General features: G+C 60.3%; 14 protein-coding genes. 8 read left to right on the plus strand and 6 right to left on the minus strand.

Features of this window, described 5'->3' with window-relative positions; genetic code table 11:
- The first annotated feature begins 76 nt into the window (after positions 1-76).
- The 3 genes from EKN06_RS03110 to ribH all read left to right on the plus strand — a co-directional run bounded on the left by EKN06_RS03110 (position 77) and on the right by ribH (position 4,408).
- Positions 77-2,374, plus strand: coding sequence for an EAL domain-containing protein (locus EKN06_RS03110; protein ID WP_127611390.1), 2,298 nt, complete (start codon positions 77-79; stop codon positions 2,372-2,374).
- A gap of 301 nt (positions 2,375-2,675) precedes the next feature.
- Positions 2,676-3,959, plus strand: coding sequence for a 3,4-dihydroxy-2-butanone-4-phosphate synthase (gene ribB, locus EKN06_RS03115; protein ID WP_127611391.1), 1,284 nt, complete (start codon positions 2,676-2,678; stop codon positions 3,957-3,959).
- A 26-nt stretch (positions 3,960-3,985) separates the two neighbouring features.
- On the plus strand, positions 3,986-4,408 hold the full coding sequence (ribH, locus tag EKN06_RS03120; RefSeq protein WP_127611392.1) for a 6,7-dimethyl-8-ribityllumazine synthase: 423 nt from the start codon (positions 3,986-3,988) through the stop codon (positions 4,406-4,408).
- Between the two features lie 30 nt (positions 4,409-4,438).
- On the opposite strand, the gene EKN06_RS03125 is transcribed toward ribH, so the two are convergent.
- Positions 4,439-6,514 carry a M13 family metallopeptidase gene (locus EKN06_RS03125; RefSeq protein ID WP_127611393.1) on the minus strand — a complete coding sequence of 692 codons (2,076 nt, stop codon included), beginning with the start codon at positions 6,512-6,514 and terminating at the stop codon, positions 4,439-4,441.
- Positions 6,515-6,618: 104 nt separating this feature from the next.
- A complete protein-coding gene (gene eno, locus EKN06_RS03130; RefSeq protein ID WP_127611394.1) occupies positions 6,619-7,902 on the minus strand; it encodes a phosphopyruvate hydratase in 1,284 nt (427 codons plus the stop codon).
- Positions 7,903-8,093: 191 nt separating this feature from the next.
- Between eno and EKN06_RS03135 the strand changes: the two genes are divergently transcribed.
- From EKN06_RS03135 to EKN06_RS03155, 5 genes are all read left to right on the plus strand, one after another.
- Positions 8,094-8,654, plus strand: a complete 561-nt coding sequence (locus EKN06_RS03135) for a hypothetical protein (RefSeq protein ID WP_240654572.1) — start codon at positions 8,094-8,096, stop codon at positions 8,652-8,654.
- Between the two features lie 67 nt (positions 8,655-8,721).
- On the plus strand, positions 8,722-9,117 hold the full coding sequence (locus EKN06_RS03140; RefSeq protein ID WP_127611395.1) for a phage holin family protein: 396 nt from the start codon (positions 8,722-8,724) through the stop codon (positions 9,115-9,117).
- Positions 9,114-9,464: a hypothetical protein gene (locus EKN06_RS03145; RefSeq protein WP_127611396.1), complete on the plus strand. Its 351-nt coding sequence runs from the start codon at positions 9,114-9,116 to the stop codon at positions 9,462-9,464. The genes EKN06_RS03140 and EKN06_RS03145 overlap by 4 nt, the downstream gene beginning before the upstream one ends.
- 90 nt (positions 9,465-9,554) lie before the next feature.
- A complete protein-coding gene (locus tag EKN06_RS03150) occupies positions 9,555-10,121 on the plus strand; it encodes a hypothetical protein (protein ID WP_127611397.1) in 567 nt (188 codons plus the stop codon).
- Between the two features lie 150 nt (positions 10,122-10,271).
- Positions 10,272-10,496: a DUF4170 domain-containing protein gene (locus tag EKN06_RS03155; RefSeq protein ID WP_127611398.1), complete on the plus strand. Its 225-nt coding sequence runs from the start codon at positions 10,272-10,274 to the stop codon at positions 10,494-10,496.
- A gap of 98 nt (positions 10,497-10,594) precedes the next feature.
- Here the strand turns inward: EKN06_RS03155 and greA are convergent, their stop codons facing one another.
- From greA to carA, 4 genes are all read right to left on the minus strand, one after another.
- The gene (gene greA, locus EKN06_RS03160; protein WP_127611399.1) at positions 10,595-11,071 is read right to left on the minus strand and encodes a transcription elongation factor GreA; all 477 of its coding nucleotides are present in this window, start codon (positions 11,069-11,071) and stop codon (positions 10,595-10,597) included.
- 114 nt (positions 11,072-11,185) lie between these two features.
- Positions 11,186-14,509, minus strand: coding sequence for a carbamoyl-phosphate synthase large subunit (gene carB / locus EKN06_RS03165; protein ID WP_127611400.1), 3,324 nt, complete (start codon positions 14,507-14,509; stop codon positions 11,186-11,188).
- Positions 14,509-15,078, minus strand: coding sequence for a hypothetical protein (locus EKN06_RS03170; RefSeq protein WP_127611401.1), 570 nt, complete (start codon positions 15,076-15,078; stop codon positions 14,509-14,511). The genes carB and EKN06_RS03170 overlap by 1 nt, the downstream gene beginning before the upstream one ends.
- Positions 15,075-16,259, minus strand: coding sequence for a glutamine-hydrolyzing carbamoyl-phosphate synthase small subunit (gene carA / locus EKN06_RS03175; protein ID WP_127611402.1), 1,185 nt, complete (start codon positions 16,257-16,259; stop codon positions 15,075-15,077). Before carA ends, EKN06_RS03170 begins: the two co-directional genes overlap by 4 nt.
- Between the last annotated feature and the right edge of the window lie 18 nt (positions 16,260-16,277).

Consider the following 16,277-nt stretch of genomic DNA (forward strand, 5'->3'; position numbering starts at 1 on the left):
TTATGGTCTTTGGGTGCAGAGAAAAATCGTGGATTTGTCAGCGAAAAGTTAACCAACGTCGGATAGGCTATCCCGCGTGACATCTCCGTGGTCCTTCTCGGCACGCCGCGCCTCCTCGCAAGAGATGACCCGGCTTTACCAGTTGGCGGCAAGCGCGCTTGCCGCCTGGATCCTGTACGTCGTCTATATCCCCCTCTTTATCGACCATCTCCCGCGCTGGGTCGGCTCTGCTATCGCGCATGAACAGACTTCGGGCGAAATCGTTCTGGTCGATATCGCCAACGACCGCAGCTTTTCGGCCGTTTCGATCGCCGAACGGCAGGCACAGGCCGTGACCATCGCATCCCGCGCAGGGGCACAAGCCGTGTTTATCGAAGGCCGGTTCGTCCAGTCCGATGCCGGCATCAAGGCATTGCGCGATGCCACCGCCGCCAGCACTGCCCCCGTAACCATCGGCTGGCCGATAACGTACGCAGCAGAAGCCAACTCCGATGGCATCCGGGTCGATCGACGGGCGTCCTTTCCGCGTGTGACCGAAGCGATCCAGTCCGATCGCGTGTTGCCTACCAAGTTCAGGCCCTACGTCGAAACGTACATGACCGTGGCAGACCGCCGGTACCGGACGTTTGCGGCCGCCATATCGGGCGTCGAAAATATCGAAGGCCCGGTCCTGATCGACTATCGCTACGATATCGACGACATTCGCGTCTATCCGCTGGACGATCTCGATGCGAACGCCGAAATGCGCGAGGCGCTGGCCGGCAAGCGCGTTGTGATCGGCGCTTCCACCGGGTCGCTCGACAAGACCTCGCTCGTACCGAACAAATGGGTCTGGGTTCCATCGATCCTGGTCGATATCGTCGCGGCAGAGACATTGCGCGCGGGACCTCCGCTCGAGGTATCGAACCTTCTCACTTTTTCGATAGCCTTGTTGTTGTTATATACCGCGACACTGCTTCCTCGCCGCCCCCGACGCCGAATGTACGCAATCGTTTCGGTACTGGTAGTGGCGCTGCCCATGCTCATCGCTCCATTCGGACCTGTCGTCGCGCTTGGAAGCGCGGTTTGCATGATGATGATCTTTTTCATAATGCGTCTTCGCACTCACCAGCGCGAAGTGGCCGCAGGGACAGAACGTATTTCCGGTTTGCCTAATTTCCATGCGCTGGAAGATGATTACGCTTCGGCACGAGGACGGCTAGTAATCGCCAAGGTGGCCAAATTCGAAGAGATACTCGCCAGTCTGGAACCGGCACGCCACTCCGAATTCATGCACCAGATCGCCAAGCGGCTTTCGGTCGGATCAAGCCAGCGGGTCTATACCGACACCTCGGGGCACTTCGCCTGGTTCGAGGAGCTGGAAACGGCCAAGAGCCACGTCGCAGGATTGCTTGCGCTGACAAGCGCACCGATCATGGTTGGCGATCGTACATTGGACTTCAGCTGTTCGTTCGGCCTCCTCGATTGCTCGATCGAAAAGCCTCGCCAAGCCATTAGCGCAACTGTCGTCGCCTCGGACAAAGCATCGGAACGCCCAACCCATATCGCCTATGTCAGCGAGCAGGACGGCTTCGACGCAAATTGGCAGCTGTCGTTGCTTGCATCTCTCGATCAGGCCATCGCCAAGGAACAGATATATCTCGCCTTCCAACCTCAGACGAGGCTTGATGACGGAGCGATCGTCGGAGTCGAGGCGCTCGTGCGCTGGCGCCACCCCGAACGTGGAGTGATCAGCCCGTCGCAATTCATCCCGCAGATCGAACGGGCCGGCAGGCTCAAGCCGCTGACAGCCCATACGCTTCGCCTGGGGGCACGCGCCGCGCAGAAGACCGGGCCGCACGACATCCGCGTGAGCGTCAACGTATCGGCCACAATCATTTCGGACGACGATTTCGTCGCCTTCGTCCAAGAAAACATCAAGGCTGGCGGCGGGCATCCCGGATGGATCACGATTGAAATTACCGAAACCGCGCGCATTCCGAGCATCGAGCGAGCGTCACGCAACCTGTTGGCCTTGCAACGACTTGGCTATCACGTCGCGCTCGACGACTTCGGCACTGGCGAAGCCAACTTGTCACTCCTCGTGTCGCTCCCCTGCGATGAATTGAAGATCGATCGCAGCTTTGTCGTGCTGGCACAGCATAGCGAACGGGCCAGGATGGTAATAAGCGGCCTGTCGCGAACCACACATCTGGCCGGCATGCGCTTGATCGCCGAAGGTATCGAAACCGACGAAGATCGCGAAATGCTGCTTAACCTTGGTTGCGAGATGGGTCAGGGGTACCTGTTGGGGAAACCCCAGTTCCTTCCACAGTTCCTTCAGTTACTTACAGCTGTCGTCGACACACCCGACAGAAAATTAAGCCTTTATTAACCTTAAAATCTGTGGTTAACGTGGAGGTCTCAAGAACGGAGGCCTCTTATGCTCGACCTTATTGTTGGATTCTGGTGGGAACCGCTGAAGAACCTGCTTTTCCCCTACGTTTGATTGCGATCAGACCGAATTCGGAAGCCCCGCCTCGATGGCGGGGCTTTTTGATTCAGGCATATGCCGTCATGGTTTCAAGAACTTAGATGCCAAATGTTCGTTCAACGCGATGCGCTAATCACATTTTATCGTGATGGCTGTTGAATATCACATTGCAATGTGCAATCTGGGCCTCATGACACTAACGATGAACCGCTCGACCCAGGACCGAATCAGGGATCTCATTAGCGAAGGCGTGATGACCCGCACCGCGATCGCGCGTGCCGCCGGTCTCCATGCCAACAGTTTACGGGATTGCATGTCGGGGCAATGGAACCCCACCGCCGATACGCTAGCCAAGCTCGATGCGTTCCTTCTTTCGAACGATGACAGGCCCGTTCTGGCTACCCCCGAAGAGATCATCGACGAAGCCCGCAACGGTCGCATGTTCATTCTTGTCGATGACGAGGACCGGGAAAACGAGGGCGATCTGGTCATCCCCGCGCAGATGGCGACGCCGTCGGCGATCAATTTCATGGCTACATACGGTCGCGGCCTGATCTGTTTGGCAATGACGCGCGGGCGGGTCGACGAACTCGGCCTCGAACTGATGAGCCGCAACAATCGCACGCGGCATGAAACTGCCTTCACCACTTCCATCGAAGCGCGCGAAGGCGTGACCACTGGCATCAGCGCCGGTGACCGGGCCCGCACGATCAGCGTGGCGATCGATTCCAGCAAGTCTCGCGACGACATCGTCACGCCGGGCCATGTATTCCCGCTGGTCGCGCGTGAAGGCGGCGTGCTGATCCGTGCCGGCCATACCGAAGCCGCGGTCGATATTTCGCGCCTCGCCGGCCTCAATCCCTCCGGCGTGATCTGCGAGATCATGAACGACGACGGCACGATGGCGCGAATGGATGATTTGACCGAGTTTGCGCAAAGACACGGTTTGAAGATCGGCACGATCCGCGACCTGATCGCTTATCGCCGCAAGCACGATCATATCGTCGAAAAGCGTGCGGAAACCCGCTTCGTGAGCCGGTTCGGGGGCAAGTGGACCGCCAATGCCTTTTACAACAAGGCAACCGGCGAAGAGACGCTGGCACTTTCGCTTGGCCATATCGATGCAGGCAAGCCTACACTTGTGCGCATGCATGCTATCAACACCTTCAGCGACTTGCTGGGTGAGGATGGCCCGCGGACCGGCGAACTGGCCCGCTCGATGCAGATCATTGCGGAAGAAGGCGCAGGCGTGGTGGTCGCGATCAACCGGCGCGGCTCAAATTTCCTCTCGCGGATGATCGACATGCATTCGGGCACACGCCCGGCCCCCGAAATGGACGAATTGCGCGACTACGGCGTCGGCGCGCAGATCCTGACCGAACTGGGCGTGCAACAGATGATCCTGCTCACCAACTCGCACCATTCGCTCGTCGCGTTGGAAGGCTATGGCCTCACCATCGTTGGCGAACGCCCGATCGACGTCTGAATAACGCCTTTTTCGCGGAGAATTCCATGGCTCGCTTCCTCATCGTAGAGGCTCGCTTCTACGACCACCTGAACGATATGCTGGTCGCCGGCGCGAAGACTGCGCTGGAAACGGCGGGACATGATGTCGAAGTGTTGACCGTTCCGGGCGCGCTGGAACTGCCCGGCGCGATCGCGATGGCAGCCGAATGCGGCCGTTACGCAGGCTTCGTCGCGATCGGCGTCGTCATTCGCGGGGAAACCTATCATTTCGAAATCGTGGCGGGCGAAAGTGCGCGCGGCATCATGGCTCTGACGATGGATGGCATCGCGATCGGCAACGGTATCCTGACGGTCGAAAACGAACAGCAGGCCTTGGTCCGTGCCGATCCCGCGCAAAAGGACAAGGGCGGCGAAGCGGCAAAGGCGGCGCTCGTGCTGCTCGACCTTCAAGCCAGGTTCGCGAACTAAGCCGGCGCCCAACGGCGTCGGTAACGGTGATTACCAGATACTGACGCGCTCTTCGGGCGGAAGATAAAGCCGCGCCTTGGGCTGGATATCGAACGCGCGATACCATGCGTCGATATTGCGCACGGTCAGCGCGCGATAGCGGCCGGGTGAATAGGCCAGTGTTCGCAGGCCATTGCGTTCGACTTCGGGCCGGTCCTTGGCGCGATTGCTCTGCGCATAGGCGATGAAGAAGCGCTGTTCGCCGGTCAGCCCCTCGATCACAGGCGGCTCTCGCCCGTCAAGCGATCCCTTGTAAGCATCGTAGGCCACGGCGAGCCCGGCAAGATCGGCCATGTTTTCCGAAAGAGTGCGATCACCATCGATGACGACGCCGGGATAAGGGTGATAGGCGGAGTACTGTTTTGCCAACGCCGCGCCGCGCCGGGAAAATTCGGCCATTTCCTCGCGACTCCACCAATTGCTCAGAATGCCGTCCCGGTCGAACGATGCGCCCAATGCATCGAAGCCGTGGCTCATTTCGTGGCCGATCACCGCACCAATGGCGCCATAATTTGCCGCCGCGTCGGCAGTGGGATTGTACATCGGGGGTTGCAGCAAACCTGCTGGAAGGTTGATCGCGTTCTGAAGCGGCAGGTTGAGTGCATTGGCCATGTTGGCCCTGATCCACCATTCGTCTCGATCTTGCGGCTTGCCCAGCTTGGCGACCTGCTGGCGGTATGCCCTGCCTTCCAACGCGACGGTTAGTGCGTAGGCACCCTTCCCTTTCGGATCGAAGTCGGAATAGTCTTCGCCCACGCCAGGCTGTCCGATGCCGACCCGCATGGAATCGAGCTTTGCCAATGCCTCATCCCGACTTTCGGGCGAGAGCCAGTCAGCGGCATCGATGCGCGCTGCGAAGGCCTTCCTTATGGTCTGGACCATGCCCTTGATCGCGCGGCGATGCTCGACGGGCAAAAAGCGCACAGCGTAGAGCTGACCCATTGCTGGCCCCAGATGTTCGTCGAGGGCGGCAAAAACCCGTTTGTCGCGCGAGGCTCGGGTTTTGACCCCTGTCGTTGCCGCGTCGAGTTCGAGAGCCGCACGGTCGAATTCGGCAGGCAAGACTTCGGCATGGTCGGCCAGATGACGATATGTCAGCCAGTCGCGCCATGTCTCGACCGGCTCGGAGCCGACGAGCGCGGCAAGCCTGCCAATATTTTCGCCGCGATAGGCGATGACGGTGTCCGCGTCGGCAAGTTCGGCAGCTTCAAAAAATGCCGGCCAGTCGAGACCCGGAGCCTTGCGCCCAAACTGGTCCTGCTGCCACGAAGACGGCGCGCTGATGAAATCGTAAAGCTCTGCTTCGGTCGGACTGGCCGCCGCGATCTTCGTTTCCAGCGCCAGCACCGCCGAGGCCCGCTGCGCCGCGCGATCCCTACCGGCGAGCGAAAGCGTGCGGGCGATATTCCGGCGCAGCGCTTCCTTCGCCTGCCGCATCGCGCCACCGGAGCCGGTGTAATATTCGCGCGATGGGAGCGAAAGTCCGCCGGGCAGGAGATAGGGCTGATTCAGGCCGCCGCTCAACGGTGCGCTGACAAACAGGCCGAAAAGGTTCGATGTCCGGATATCGGCCCAGTTGAAAGGATCGACATCGGCGCGCAATTGCTTGCCAAGCGCGCGGGAAAGATCCTCGTTCGTTTCGATCGCATCGAAGGCGCGAAGTTGCGACCGCACCGGCCCCAGCCCCGATTTCTCTATGGCTGCGGCATCGACAAAAACGTCATGGTACGTTTTGACGAGGTATTCGGGGGTGCCCGCTTCGGGCTTGCTTGCGGGAAGTCCGGCCACGATTTCCTGCATCCGCTGTTCGATACTCGCGGCAAGATCGGGAAACACACCCACGGAATTGCGATCGGCCGGGATTTCTGTGGTCTGGTACCAATTGCCGTTGGCATAGAGGAAAAAGTCGTCGCCGGGCGCAACTGCCTTATCCATAGCGTCCAGATCGACACCGACGCCTGTCCCCTGCACCGTTGCGGCACGCTCGTCATTGCCCGAAGAGCAGCCCGCCGCCAGCCCGATCGAGGCGAGCAGCAGAAGCGAGGCAGACAGTAAAGTCGGACGCAAGAGCGGACCCCGGTGGCATTGTGGCAGAAACGTGGCGAAGTGCGCCTTCTAGGGCGCTTTTACCAAGACCGCAATTGCCTCCCGGGGCGCTTTCTCGTTGCCGATCAGGCGAGGCGTCCGAAGCAACCGGAACCGGCGTAGAACGACGATCCGCCAAGTTCTTCTTCGATGCGGATCAACTGGTTGTACTTGGCCAGCCGGTCCGAACGGGCGAGCGACCCGGTCTTGATCTGACCGCAGTTGGTCGCAACAGCCAGGTCTGCGATCGTCGCGTCCTCGGTCTCGCCCGAACGGTGCGACATAACTGCAGTGTAACCGGCGCGCTGCGCGATCGCAACCGCCTCCAGCGTTTCGGTAAGCGTGCCAATTTGGTTGACCTTGACCAGCAGCGAATTGGCAAGGCCCTCGCCGATGCCCATCGTCAGGCGTTTGGGATTGGTTACGAACAGATCGTCGCCAACCAGCTGGACCTTGTGCCCGATCTTGTCGGTCAGCGCCTTCCAGCCTTCGAAGTCGTCCTCTGCCATGCCATCCTCGATCGAGCGGATCGGGTATGCGTTGCACAAGTCGGCAAGGTAATCGGCCATTTCGAAACCGTTCAGCGAAAGCCCTTCGCCCGCGATGTCGTAACGACCGTCAGCGAAGAATTCGGTGCTGGCGCAATCGAGGGCGATGGCGATTTCCGCGCCCGGCTTGAAGCCTGTCTTTTCGATCGACTGCATGATGAAGTCGAGCGCATCACGGGTGCTGGCAAGGTTGGGGGCAAAGCCGCCTTCGTCTCCGACAGAGGTCGAGAGGCCCTTTTGCGCAAGGCCGCTTTTCAACGTGTGAAAGATTTCCGCGCCCCAACGCACAGCCTCGGCCAGCGATTCAGCGCCGATCGGCATGACCATGAATTCCTGAAAGTCGATCGGGTTGTCGGCATGTTCGCCGCCGTTGATGATGTTCATCATCGGCACCGGCAGGACATGGGCCGAAACCCCGCCGATATAGCTGTAGAGCGGCAGACCCCGCGCATCGGCCGCAGCCTTGGCCACCGCCAGCGACGTGCCGAGTATCGCGTTGGCGCCAAGCCGCGCCTTGTTCTCGGTCCCGTCGAGAGCGATCATCGTCAGGTCGATGTCGCGCTGATCTTCGGCATCGAGGCCGAGCAGGGCGTCGGCGATCTCGTCGTTCACGGCGTCGACCGCCTTTTGTACGCCCTTCCCCATGTAGCGGGTCTTGTCGCCGTCACGCAGTTCGACCGCTTCGTGCGCGCCGGTCGACGCGCCCGAAGGCACCGCCGCGCGTCCCATCGAACCGTCGTCGAGCAGCACATCGACTTCCACCGTTGGATTACCGCGGCTGTCGAGAATTTCACGCCCATGGATATCGATGATGACTGTCATGCTGCATGCCTTCCTGTAATTTCACGGATCGGCACGCATCGCGCCCGCCGATATGCTATGGTTGGTGCCGATAGATGGCGGAACAATCGCTGGCAACAGCCGTTGGTCAGGCAAAATGGGAACGGCATGTTGCTGTTCGCCGGAAATCATGAAGGGTCCGCTCGATCCGCGGGCGGAGAACAGGAAGAAAGATGGAAAAGATGGCCGAACCGATCGAACCGACCACGCCGGATGCGACGAGCAATCCCCACCGCGCCGAAGCCAAGAGCCGCTTTTCGGCCGCTTTGGACGAAGCCAAGGCAGGCGCCGCCGCGTTGAAGGCCGAAGCCCTTGAAAAAGCGGACGCCTTGAAGGCCGACGCCAAGACCAAGGCAACCACCTACAAGAGCCGCGCCGGTGAAAAGAGCGAGCAGCTCAAGGGCGACGCCGCCGCTTATGGCGAGACGGCCAAGGCCAAGGCCACCGAAATCGCGATCGAGACGAAGGCAAAGACTAGCGAAGCCCTCGTCTCGTTGAGCCGGCTTGCAACCGACAATGCGGCGACGCTCGATGAGAAGCTTGGCGTGAAGTATGGCGACTACGCCCGCTCGGCAGCACGTAGCCTCGAATCGGGAGCCACGAAGCTCGATACAAAGAGCATAGAGGAACTTGGCGCTGACGCGCGTGACATGGTTCGCAAGAGCCCTGGCACGGCCATCGCGGTTGCCGTCGGGGCGGGCTACTTGCTCGCACGGTTGTTCCGTTCGAAATAAGTTGGTCCCCCGCCCAACTCGCTCAACGCAGTCTTTGCCACGTCAGTCATCAAAGGAATCGGGAGCCATGCTGGATAGCACCCGCTATCAAGCGGAAACTTCGCAAGTGTCCGACCCGGCGATCGAAAGATCGTTGACCGAGGATATCAAGGCGCTCGTCTCTGACGGGCGACTGCTTGCCGAGGCCGAATTCGACTTCCACAAGAAGCGTGTGCTCTACGGAGCTGCCGAAGGGCAACGGATCGCGATCAATTTTGCGATTGCCGGCGTAGTTGCATTTTTCGCAGCCATGGCACTTGTCGTGGGTCTCGTTCTCGCACTTGGCCAAGTCATTACCTATTGGGGTTCGACTGCGGTTGTGACCGTAAGCTTGTTGGTCGTGGCCTGGATTTTCGCTTCAAAGGGAAAGTCCCGCCTTGCTAGATTGAAGGCTGTGCTTACCGACGAAAAGGACCCGGCATGACCGAATCCGATGTGATCGAAGCCAAGCGCCTTCGCCGCGCCGCGCGCACGGTGTTCGACACGCAGCGCAATATGGTCAAAGCCGATCTTGGTGCGGCATCCGTGGGCAAGCGCGTCGTCAATCGAATTGCCGAAGACGGACGAATGCTTGCCGACGAAGCAGTGGACACTGCCGGTCGGCACAAGACTGTCCTAACGGCAGGCGCTCTGGTGCTAACCGGTTGGTTTTTGCGCAAGCCCATCATCGCATTGGTTACCTCCATAATAGGCATGGGCGACAACCCCGATGGAGAAGCTCGCCCGGACGACGAACGTAACGAAATAGAAGTAGACGCCGAAACTGCCTGACGACCGCTGACTTATGCGGAACCCAATTTGGTCGCTTGCATTGATTCGGCAGTAACGAACCTAAACGAACGAACCCAAAGGATTTTCGCCATGACTGAAGCCAATCCCATGTCGGACAATCCCATGTCCACCAGCAATTCGCCTGCCATCCCGCTCAATCTGACGACCCAGCCTGAGCTCGAGGCGCAGACGCTCGGCGATCGCATCAAGGCCGCGCAATCGCGCATTGCCGAGCAAACCGGGCCCACCCTCGCCAAGGCAGAGGAGCAGGCCCGTGCGGCCGCCGGCACTGCCAAACAATTCGTGAAGGACCATCCCGCGCTGGCGATAACCGGCGCAATCGTCGCTGGCGCCGCGATCGCCTTTGCTTTGCCCGGCAAGCCCGGTCGCAAGCTGCGCGGCAGCACCATGGCGCTTGGCGGCTTGGTCGCCGAACTGGCCGCGACTTACGGCAGCCGCATGCTGTCGATGGCCGAAGAGGCCGCCCATACGAGCCAGGAGAAACTTGGCGAGATCGGCGAAAGCTTCGCCGCTGCCGGCGGCAACATAGCCGATAGTGCGACCGGCACTGGCGCGTCGATCCTTAAGAGCGTGAAGCGTGCCGGTGAAGCGACTGCATCTAAGGCGCAGACCTTGGCGAGCAAGATCAAGCGCTGACAGCGTTGCGGTCGTCGATCCCAATAGGAAGCTAGGAAATTCGGCCCGGCGCATCCCTTGCGCCGGGCCGAATAATGTTTAGAGGGTCGGGCACGGATCGACCTCAACGATGGGGCGGTCATCTCCCTTAACTGAAATGGACCCCTTCTCATGACGCAGAAGTTGCATCTTGTGATGGGTGGCCGGGTCAAGGATCCGCGCACGCTCGAATTTGCCGATTTGCCGTCAGTTCACCTCGTCGGGGTGTTCCCCGATTTCGCCAGCGCCGAAGCCGCATGGCGCGCCAACGCGCAGCGCACAGTTGACGATGCGGAGATGAAATACGTTATCGTCCACCTGCATAAGCTTTTGCAGCCCGATCTGCCGGTCGACTGATCTCACGACAACCGCCTGCCCAGTTTTATGACGCGGCGGTCGGTGGCTGAAAATGAGGGCGCTGGCAGGTTGAACCCTTGCCAGCGCCCATATTCTTATCAGATGAATTCGATCTTCTTGACGTGATAGAACCGGTCGCCAGAAGGCACGGTCACTTCGATATCGTCACCGACCCGCTTCCCGATCAAGGCGCGGGCCAGCGGGCTGGAATAGCTGATCCGGCCCTTCTTGGCGTCAGCCTCGGTCTGTCCCACGATCTGGTAGGTCACCGGCTTGTCATCGTCGTCAAGCATGGTGATTGTCGCGCCGAACACGATGCGGTCGCCCGATAGCGTGGTGGGATCGATGATCTGCGCGCGGCTGATCTTGTCCTCAAGATCCGCGATCGAAGCTTCGATCTGGCCCTGACGCTCCTTCGCGGCGTGATATTCGGCGTTTTCCGAAAGGTCGCCGTGCGCACGCGCCTCTTCGATCGCGTCAACGACACGGGGACGCTCTTCGCGCAGTACCTTGAGGTTGGCCGTGAGCTGTTCGTAGCCTTCCGCCAGCATCGGGACTTTTTCGATACTCGCCATGCAATTCCCTGTTCTTTTACGGTTCCACGTCTTTCCCGGGACAAAAAAGCCGGTCGCTCACTCCTTAAGGAAACGAGCGATCGACAATCCTGTTCTTGGGGGAAGACCGATCAATCAGCCATAATAGGACTGAAGCGACCGTACTTCAAGCGTGCCGCCGCGTTGGGCCGCAATCGCGTCAGCCGCAACCACGGCAGCCGCCGCCGTCGTGTAGATCGCAACCTTGCTCTCAAGCGCCGCCAAGCGGATCGATGCCGAATCCTTCAGGCTCTGCCACCCTTCGGTCGTGTTGAAGATCAGCGCCACATCGCCGTCGATGATCCGGTCCACGATATGGGGGCGCCCTTCGGCCACCTTGTTGACGCGTTCGACCGCCACACCATGATCGGTCAGGAACTTCTGCGTTCCGCCGGTGGCGATGATCGAAAAGCCGATTTCAGCCAGCTTTTTCACCGCGGGAAGGACGAAATCCTTGTCGCTGTCCTTGACGGACACGAACAGCACGCCGCCTTCGGGAAGGGTCACGCCCGCGCCGATCTGGCTCTTGATGAATGCCGCGGTAAAGTCGCTGTCGATGCCCATTACTTCACCGGTGGACTTCATCTCGGGCGAGAGGACCGGGTCGGTGCCGGGAAAGCGGCTGAACGGGAAGACGGCTTCCTTGACCGCAAAATGGGCGATCTTGCGCTTGATGGGCGGAAGGTCGACCAGCTTTTCGCCCGCCATGACACGCGCCGCGATCTTCGCGATCGGATCGCCGATGGCCTTGGCGACGAACGGCACGGTGCGGGATGCCCGCGGGTTCACTTCGATGAGATAGACTTCGCCGTCCTTCACCGCGAACTGGATGTTCATCAGGCCCACGACCTTCAACGCATGGGCCAGCGCCTCTGCCTGACGTTCCATTTCGGCGATGATGTCGTCTGACAGGCTGTAGGGCGGCAGGGTGCACGCAGAATCGCCCGAATGGACGCCCGCTTCCTCGATATGCTGCATCACGCCGGCGACCACCACGTCGGTGCCGTCGCACAGGGCATCGACGTCGCATTCGATGGCATCGCGAAGGTACTGGTCGATCAGCACCGGCGAATCGCCCGATACGCGCACGGCGGTCTGCATGTATTCGTCGAGCTGGCCTTCGCCGTCGACGATTTCCATCGCGCGTCCACCAAGGACATAGGACGGACGGATCAGCACCGGATAACCGATCTGCGCCGCGATGCCCCGCGCCTCTTCCTGACTGCGAGCGATGCCGTTCGACGGTTGCTTCAAGCCCAGCTTGTTGACCAGCTTGGCGAAGCGTTCGCGGTCTTCGGCAAGGTCGATGGCATCGGGCGACGTGCCTAGGATCGGGATGCCCGCCTTTTCCAGATCGGCCGCCAGCTTCAACGGGGTCTGCCCGCCGAACTGTACGATGACACCCAGCAATTCGCCGTTCGACATTTCGACCGACAGGATTTCGAGCACATCTTCTGCCGTCAGCGGCTCGAAATAGAGCCGGTCGGACGTGTCATAGTCGGTCGACACCGTTTCCGGGTTGCAGTTGATCATGATCGTTTCATAACCCGCCTCTTCCAACGCGAAGCAGGCGTGGCAGCAGCAGTAATCGAACTCGATCCCCTGCCCGATCCGGTTCGGACCACCGCCAAGGATGACGACCTTCTTGCGCGACGTGGGGTTGGATTCGCATTCCGGCTCGCCGAATAGCGGACCTTCGTAAGTCGAATACATGTAGGGCGTGATCGCCTCGAACTCGGCGGCGCAGCTGTCGATGCGCTTGAACACCGGGCGCACGCCGAGCTTGTGGCGCAGCTTGCGGATTTCATCCTCGCTGGTGCCGCCGGCCATGGCGCGCAGGGTGTCGTGCAGAAGGCCCGAACGCTTCGCCTGCGTTTCGCCCATGCCGCCCGCCACGCCGATCGAACGCACGGCCAGCGTCGCCAGCCGCTTGTCCGAAAAGCCCATCGCCTTGAGCCGGCGCAGACCTTCGGCATCGCCGGGCACGCCGTTCTTCACGACGCGGGCTTCTTCTTCGATGATCTGTTCGATGTGGCGCAGGAACCACTTGTCGTATTTCGTGACGGCGTGGATTTCTTCGAGCGTCAGCCCTTCGCGGAATGCTTGCGCCACGATCAGCAGGCGTTCGGGGGTCTGTTGCGACAGGCGGCCGGTGATGACGTCCTTCGACGCGCCCTCAAGCTCTTCCACCCGGTTGAAGCCGTCCAGCCCGGTCTCCAGCCCGCGCAGCGCCTTTTGCAGCGATTCCTTCATGTTCCGGCCGATGGCCATCACTTCGCCGACCGACTTCATCGCGGTCGACAGCTTGTTTTCGGCGCCCTTGAACTTTTCGAAGGCAAACCGGGGTATCTTGGTGACGATGTAATCGATCGTCGGTTCGAAACTGGCGGGCGTCGCGCCCGTGATCTCGTTGGTGATTTCGTCCAGCGTGTAGCCCACGGCCAGCTTCGCCGCGACGCGAGCGATGGGAAAGCCGGTGGCCTTCGACGCCAGTGCCGACGAACGCGACACGCGCGGGTTCATTTCGATCACGATCAGGCGGCCATCGTCGGGGTTCACCGCGAACTGCACGTTCGAACCGCCAGTTTCGACGCCGATCTCGCGCAGCACATCGATGCTGGCGGTGCGCATGATCTGGTATTCCTTGTCGGTCAGCGTCAGCGCCGGTGCGACAGTGATGGAATCTCCGGTGTGCACGCCCATCGGATCGATATTCTCGATCGAACAGATGATGATGCAGTTGTCCTTGCGGTCGCGCACGACCTCCATCTCGTATTCTTTCCAGCCGAGCAGCGATTCCTCGATCAGCACTTCGGTCGTCGGCGAGGCGGCAAGCCCTTCGCGCACGATCTTCTCGAACTCCGCCTTGTTGTAGGCGATGCCGCCGCCGGTTCCGCCCAGCGTGAACGACGGGCGGATGATCGAAGGCAGGTTGGTGTACTCAAGGACGGCATATGCCTGCTCCAGCGTCGTTGCGACGCCCGAACGCGCGGATTCGAGCCCGATCTTGTCCATCGCCTCGCGGAAACGCTGGCGGTTTTCGGCCTTGTCGATGGCATCGGCATCGGCGCCGATCATCGTCACGCCGTATTTCTCCAGCACGCCGCTTTCGAACAGCCGCAGCGCGGTGTTGAGCGCGGTCTGCCCGCCCATAGTGGGCAGCAGTGCATCGGGCCGTTCCTTGGCGATGACACGCTCGACGAATTCCGGCGTGATCGGCTCGACATAAGTCGCGTCGGCCATTTCCGGATCGGTCATGATCGTGGCGGGGTTGGAGTTCACCAGGATGACCCGGTAGCCCTCTTCCTTCAGCGCCTTGACCGCCTGCGTGCCCGAATAGTCGAACTCGCAAGCCTGCCCGATGATGATCGGACCTGCGCCAATGATGAGGATGGAGGAGATGTCAGTGCGTTTGGGCATTATGGTTTAACCGCCGCTATTAATGCTGCAAGAAAAGTTCCGACTTGTACGACATTTGCGAATGCCGGATCTCGGACAAGCGAGACGACGCCCTGACGGGGCGGGTCTGGTAAATTTACAAGAGCTTCCAACGCTCGGATGAGACCAAATATCTGCGCTCGATCATGGTTATTGCTGATGCGCTCACATACGTCTTCCATGTCCGACAAAATCACCATCACCTGATGTACTTGAATTGGCTGGATGATACCTGTCCAACTCGAGCTCATGGATGCAAATTCTTGGCTTTCATCAGGTGGCGCGAGATTGACCCGATCACGACCTTTTCTTGCGATCCTAAAAATGTGGACAGACTGATGAGATCGTCGATTTAAAAATCCATCGCTTGTTAAATTTTGCAAAGGAACTCGGATGTTAGGACCCTCATAACCGCTTAATTCCGCAATCTGAGTTGCGGACAGCCAGCCCTTTTCGACGTCAAAAGACGTCGAATTTTTTGCTTCGTAGCAGTCAGTCGCTTTGAGAACTGCAGAAAGCACGTCAAATTCAAGGCGATTTAAGTCGTTCAAGTAAGCTCACCCACGAACTTCTCGAACAGGTAAAAACTGTCCTGCGGCCCCGGGCTGGCCTCCGGGTGGTACTGCACCCCGAATGCCTTCTTACCGGTGATCGCGATGCCGCAGTTGGTGCCGTCGAACAGCGACTTGTGCGTTTCGATCACTCCTGCGGGCAGCGTGTCGCCGTCCACCGCGAAGCCGTGGTTCATCGAGGTGATCTCGACCAGTCCCTCGGTCTCGCCCCATTGGCTGCCGACGCGTTGCACCGGGTGGTTCGCGCCGCGGTGGCCCTGAAACATCTTGGCGGTCTTGGCGCCTGCGGCCAGCGCCAGCATCTGGTGGCCAAGGCAGATGCCGAAGATCGGCATGTCGATATCGAGCAATCGCTTGATCACCGGCACCGCATAGACGCCCGTCGCCGCTGGATCGCCCGGACCGTTCGACAGGAACACGCCATCGGGCTTCAGCGCCATAATGTCGTCAAAGGTGGCTTCGGCCGGGACGACGCTGACTTTCGCGCCCGCTTTCACGAGACTGCGGAAGATGTTGTCCTTTGCGCCGAAGTCCATCGCCACGACATGCGGGCGACCTTCTGCGCCGGGCGTGTCGTAGCCCTGCCCCAGCGTCCAGTGCCCGCCGGTCCAGTCTTCGTGGCACGACCGCGCGACCGATTTGGCAAGATCCATCCCTTCGAGCCCCGGCCACCCCTGCGCCTTGGCATGCAAAGCCGCGAGGTCGAAATTGCCGTCGGGATCGTGCGCGATCACCACGTTGGGCGCGCCCTGTATCCGGATGCGGCGGGTCAGCGCGCGGGTGTCGAGCCCGGCGATCCCGATCTTGCCATTGGCCGCCATCCATTCGGGAAAATCTCCCATCGCGCGAAAGTTCGACGGGTCGGTCACATCTTCGCGCACAACGCAGCCCAGCGCCGCATCGCATGCCCCTTCGACGTCATCGGCGTTGGTGCCGACATTGCCGATGTGGGGAAAGGTAAAGCAGACGAACTGGCTGGCGTAGGACGGATCGGTCATCACTTCCTGATAACCGGTCATCGCGGTGTTGAAGCACAATTCGCCCACCGCGTCGCCCACTGCCCCAAAGCCACGGCCCCATGCGACATGCCCGTCGGCAAAGACGATGACGGCAGTGGCTCCCTTGGGTTTGGGCGCGTGCGAAAGTGCGGCGTCGGCCATAAAAGTGGCGCTCCGTTA

It is taken from the genome of Croceicoccus ponticola (genome assembly GCF_004004515.1).
In the GTDB taxonomy this organism is placed as follows: Bacteria; Pseudomonadota; Alphaproteobacteria; order Sphingomonadales; family Sphingomonadaceae; genus Croceicoccus; species Croceicoccus ponticola.

Excerpts from the sequence above, each read along its gene's own strand:
- carB (WP_127611400.1), bottom strand. The coding sequence starts at position 14,509 with ATGCCCAAACGCACTGACATCTCCTCCATCCTCATCATTGGCGCAGGT.
- EKN06_RS03155 (WP_127611398.1), top strand. The coding sequence starts at position 10,272 with ATGACGCAGAAGTTGCATCTTGTGATGGGTGGCCGGGTCAAGGATCCG.
- eno (WP_127611394.1), bottom strand. The coding sequence starts at position 7,902 with ATGACAGTCATCATCGATATCCATGGGCGTGAAATTCTCGACAGCCGC.
- ribB (WP_127611391.1), top strand. The coding sequence starts at position 2,676 with ATGAACCGCTCGACCCAGGACCGAATCAGGGATCTCATTAGCGAAGGC.
- EKN06_RS03135 (WP_240654572.1), top strand. The coding sequence starts at position 8,094 with ATGGAAAAGATGGCCGAACCGATCGAACCGACCACGCCGGATGCGACG.
- greA (WP_127611399.1), bottom strand. The coding sequence starts at position 11,071 with ATGGCGAGTATCGAAAAAGTCCCGATGCTGGCGGAAGGCTACGAACAG.
- carA (WP_127611402.1), bottom strand. The coding sequence starts at position 16,259 with ATGGCCGACGCCGCACTTTCGCACGCGCCCAAACCCAAGGGAGCCACT.
- ribH (WP_127611392.1), top strand. The coding sequence starts at position 3,986 with ATGGCTCGCTTCCTCATCGTAGAGGCTCGCTTCTACGACCACCTGAAC.
- EKN06_RS03145 (WP_127611396.1), top strand. The coding sequence starts at position 9,114 with ATGACCGAATCCGATGTGATCGAAGCCAAGCGCCTTCGCCGCGCCGCG.
- EKN06_RS03140 (WP_127611395.1), top strand. The coding sequence starts at position 8,722 with ATGCTGGATAGCACCCGCTATCAAGCGGAAACTTCGCAAGTGTCCGAC.
- EKN06_RS03150 (WP_127611397.1), top strand. The coding sequence starts at position 9,555 with ATGACTGAAGCCAATCCCATGTCGGACAATCCCATGTCCACCAGCAAT.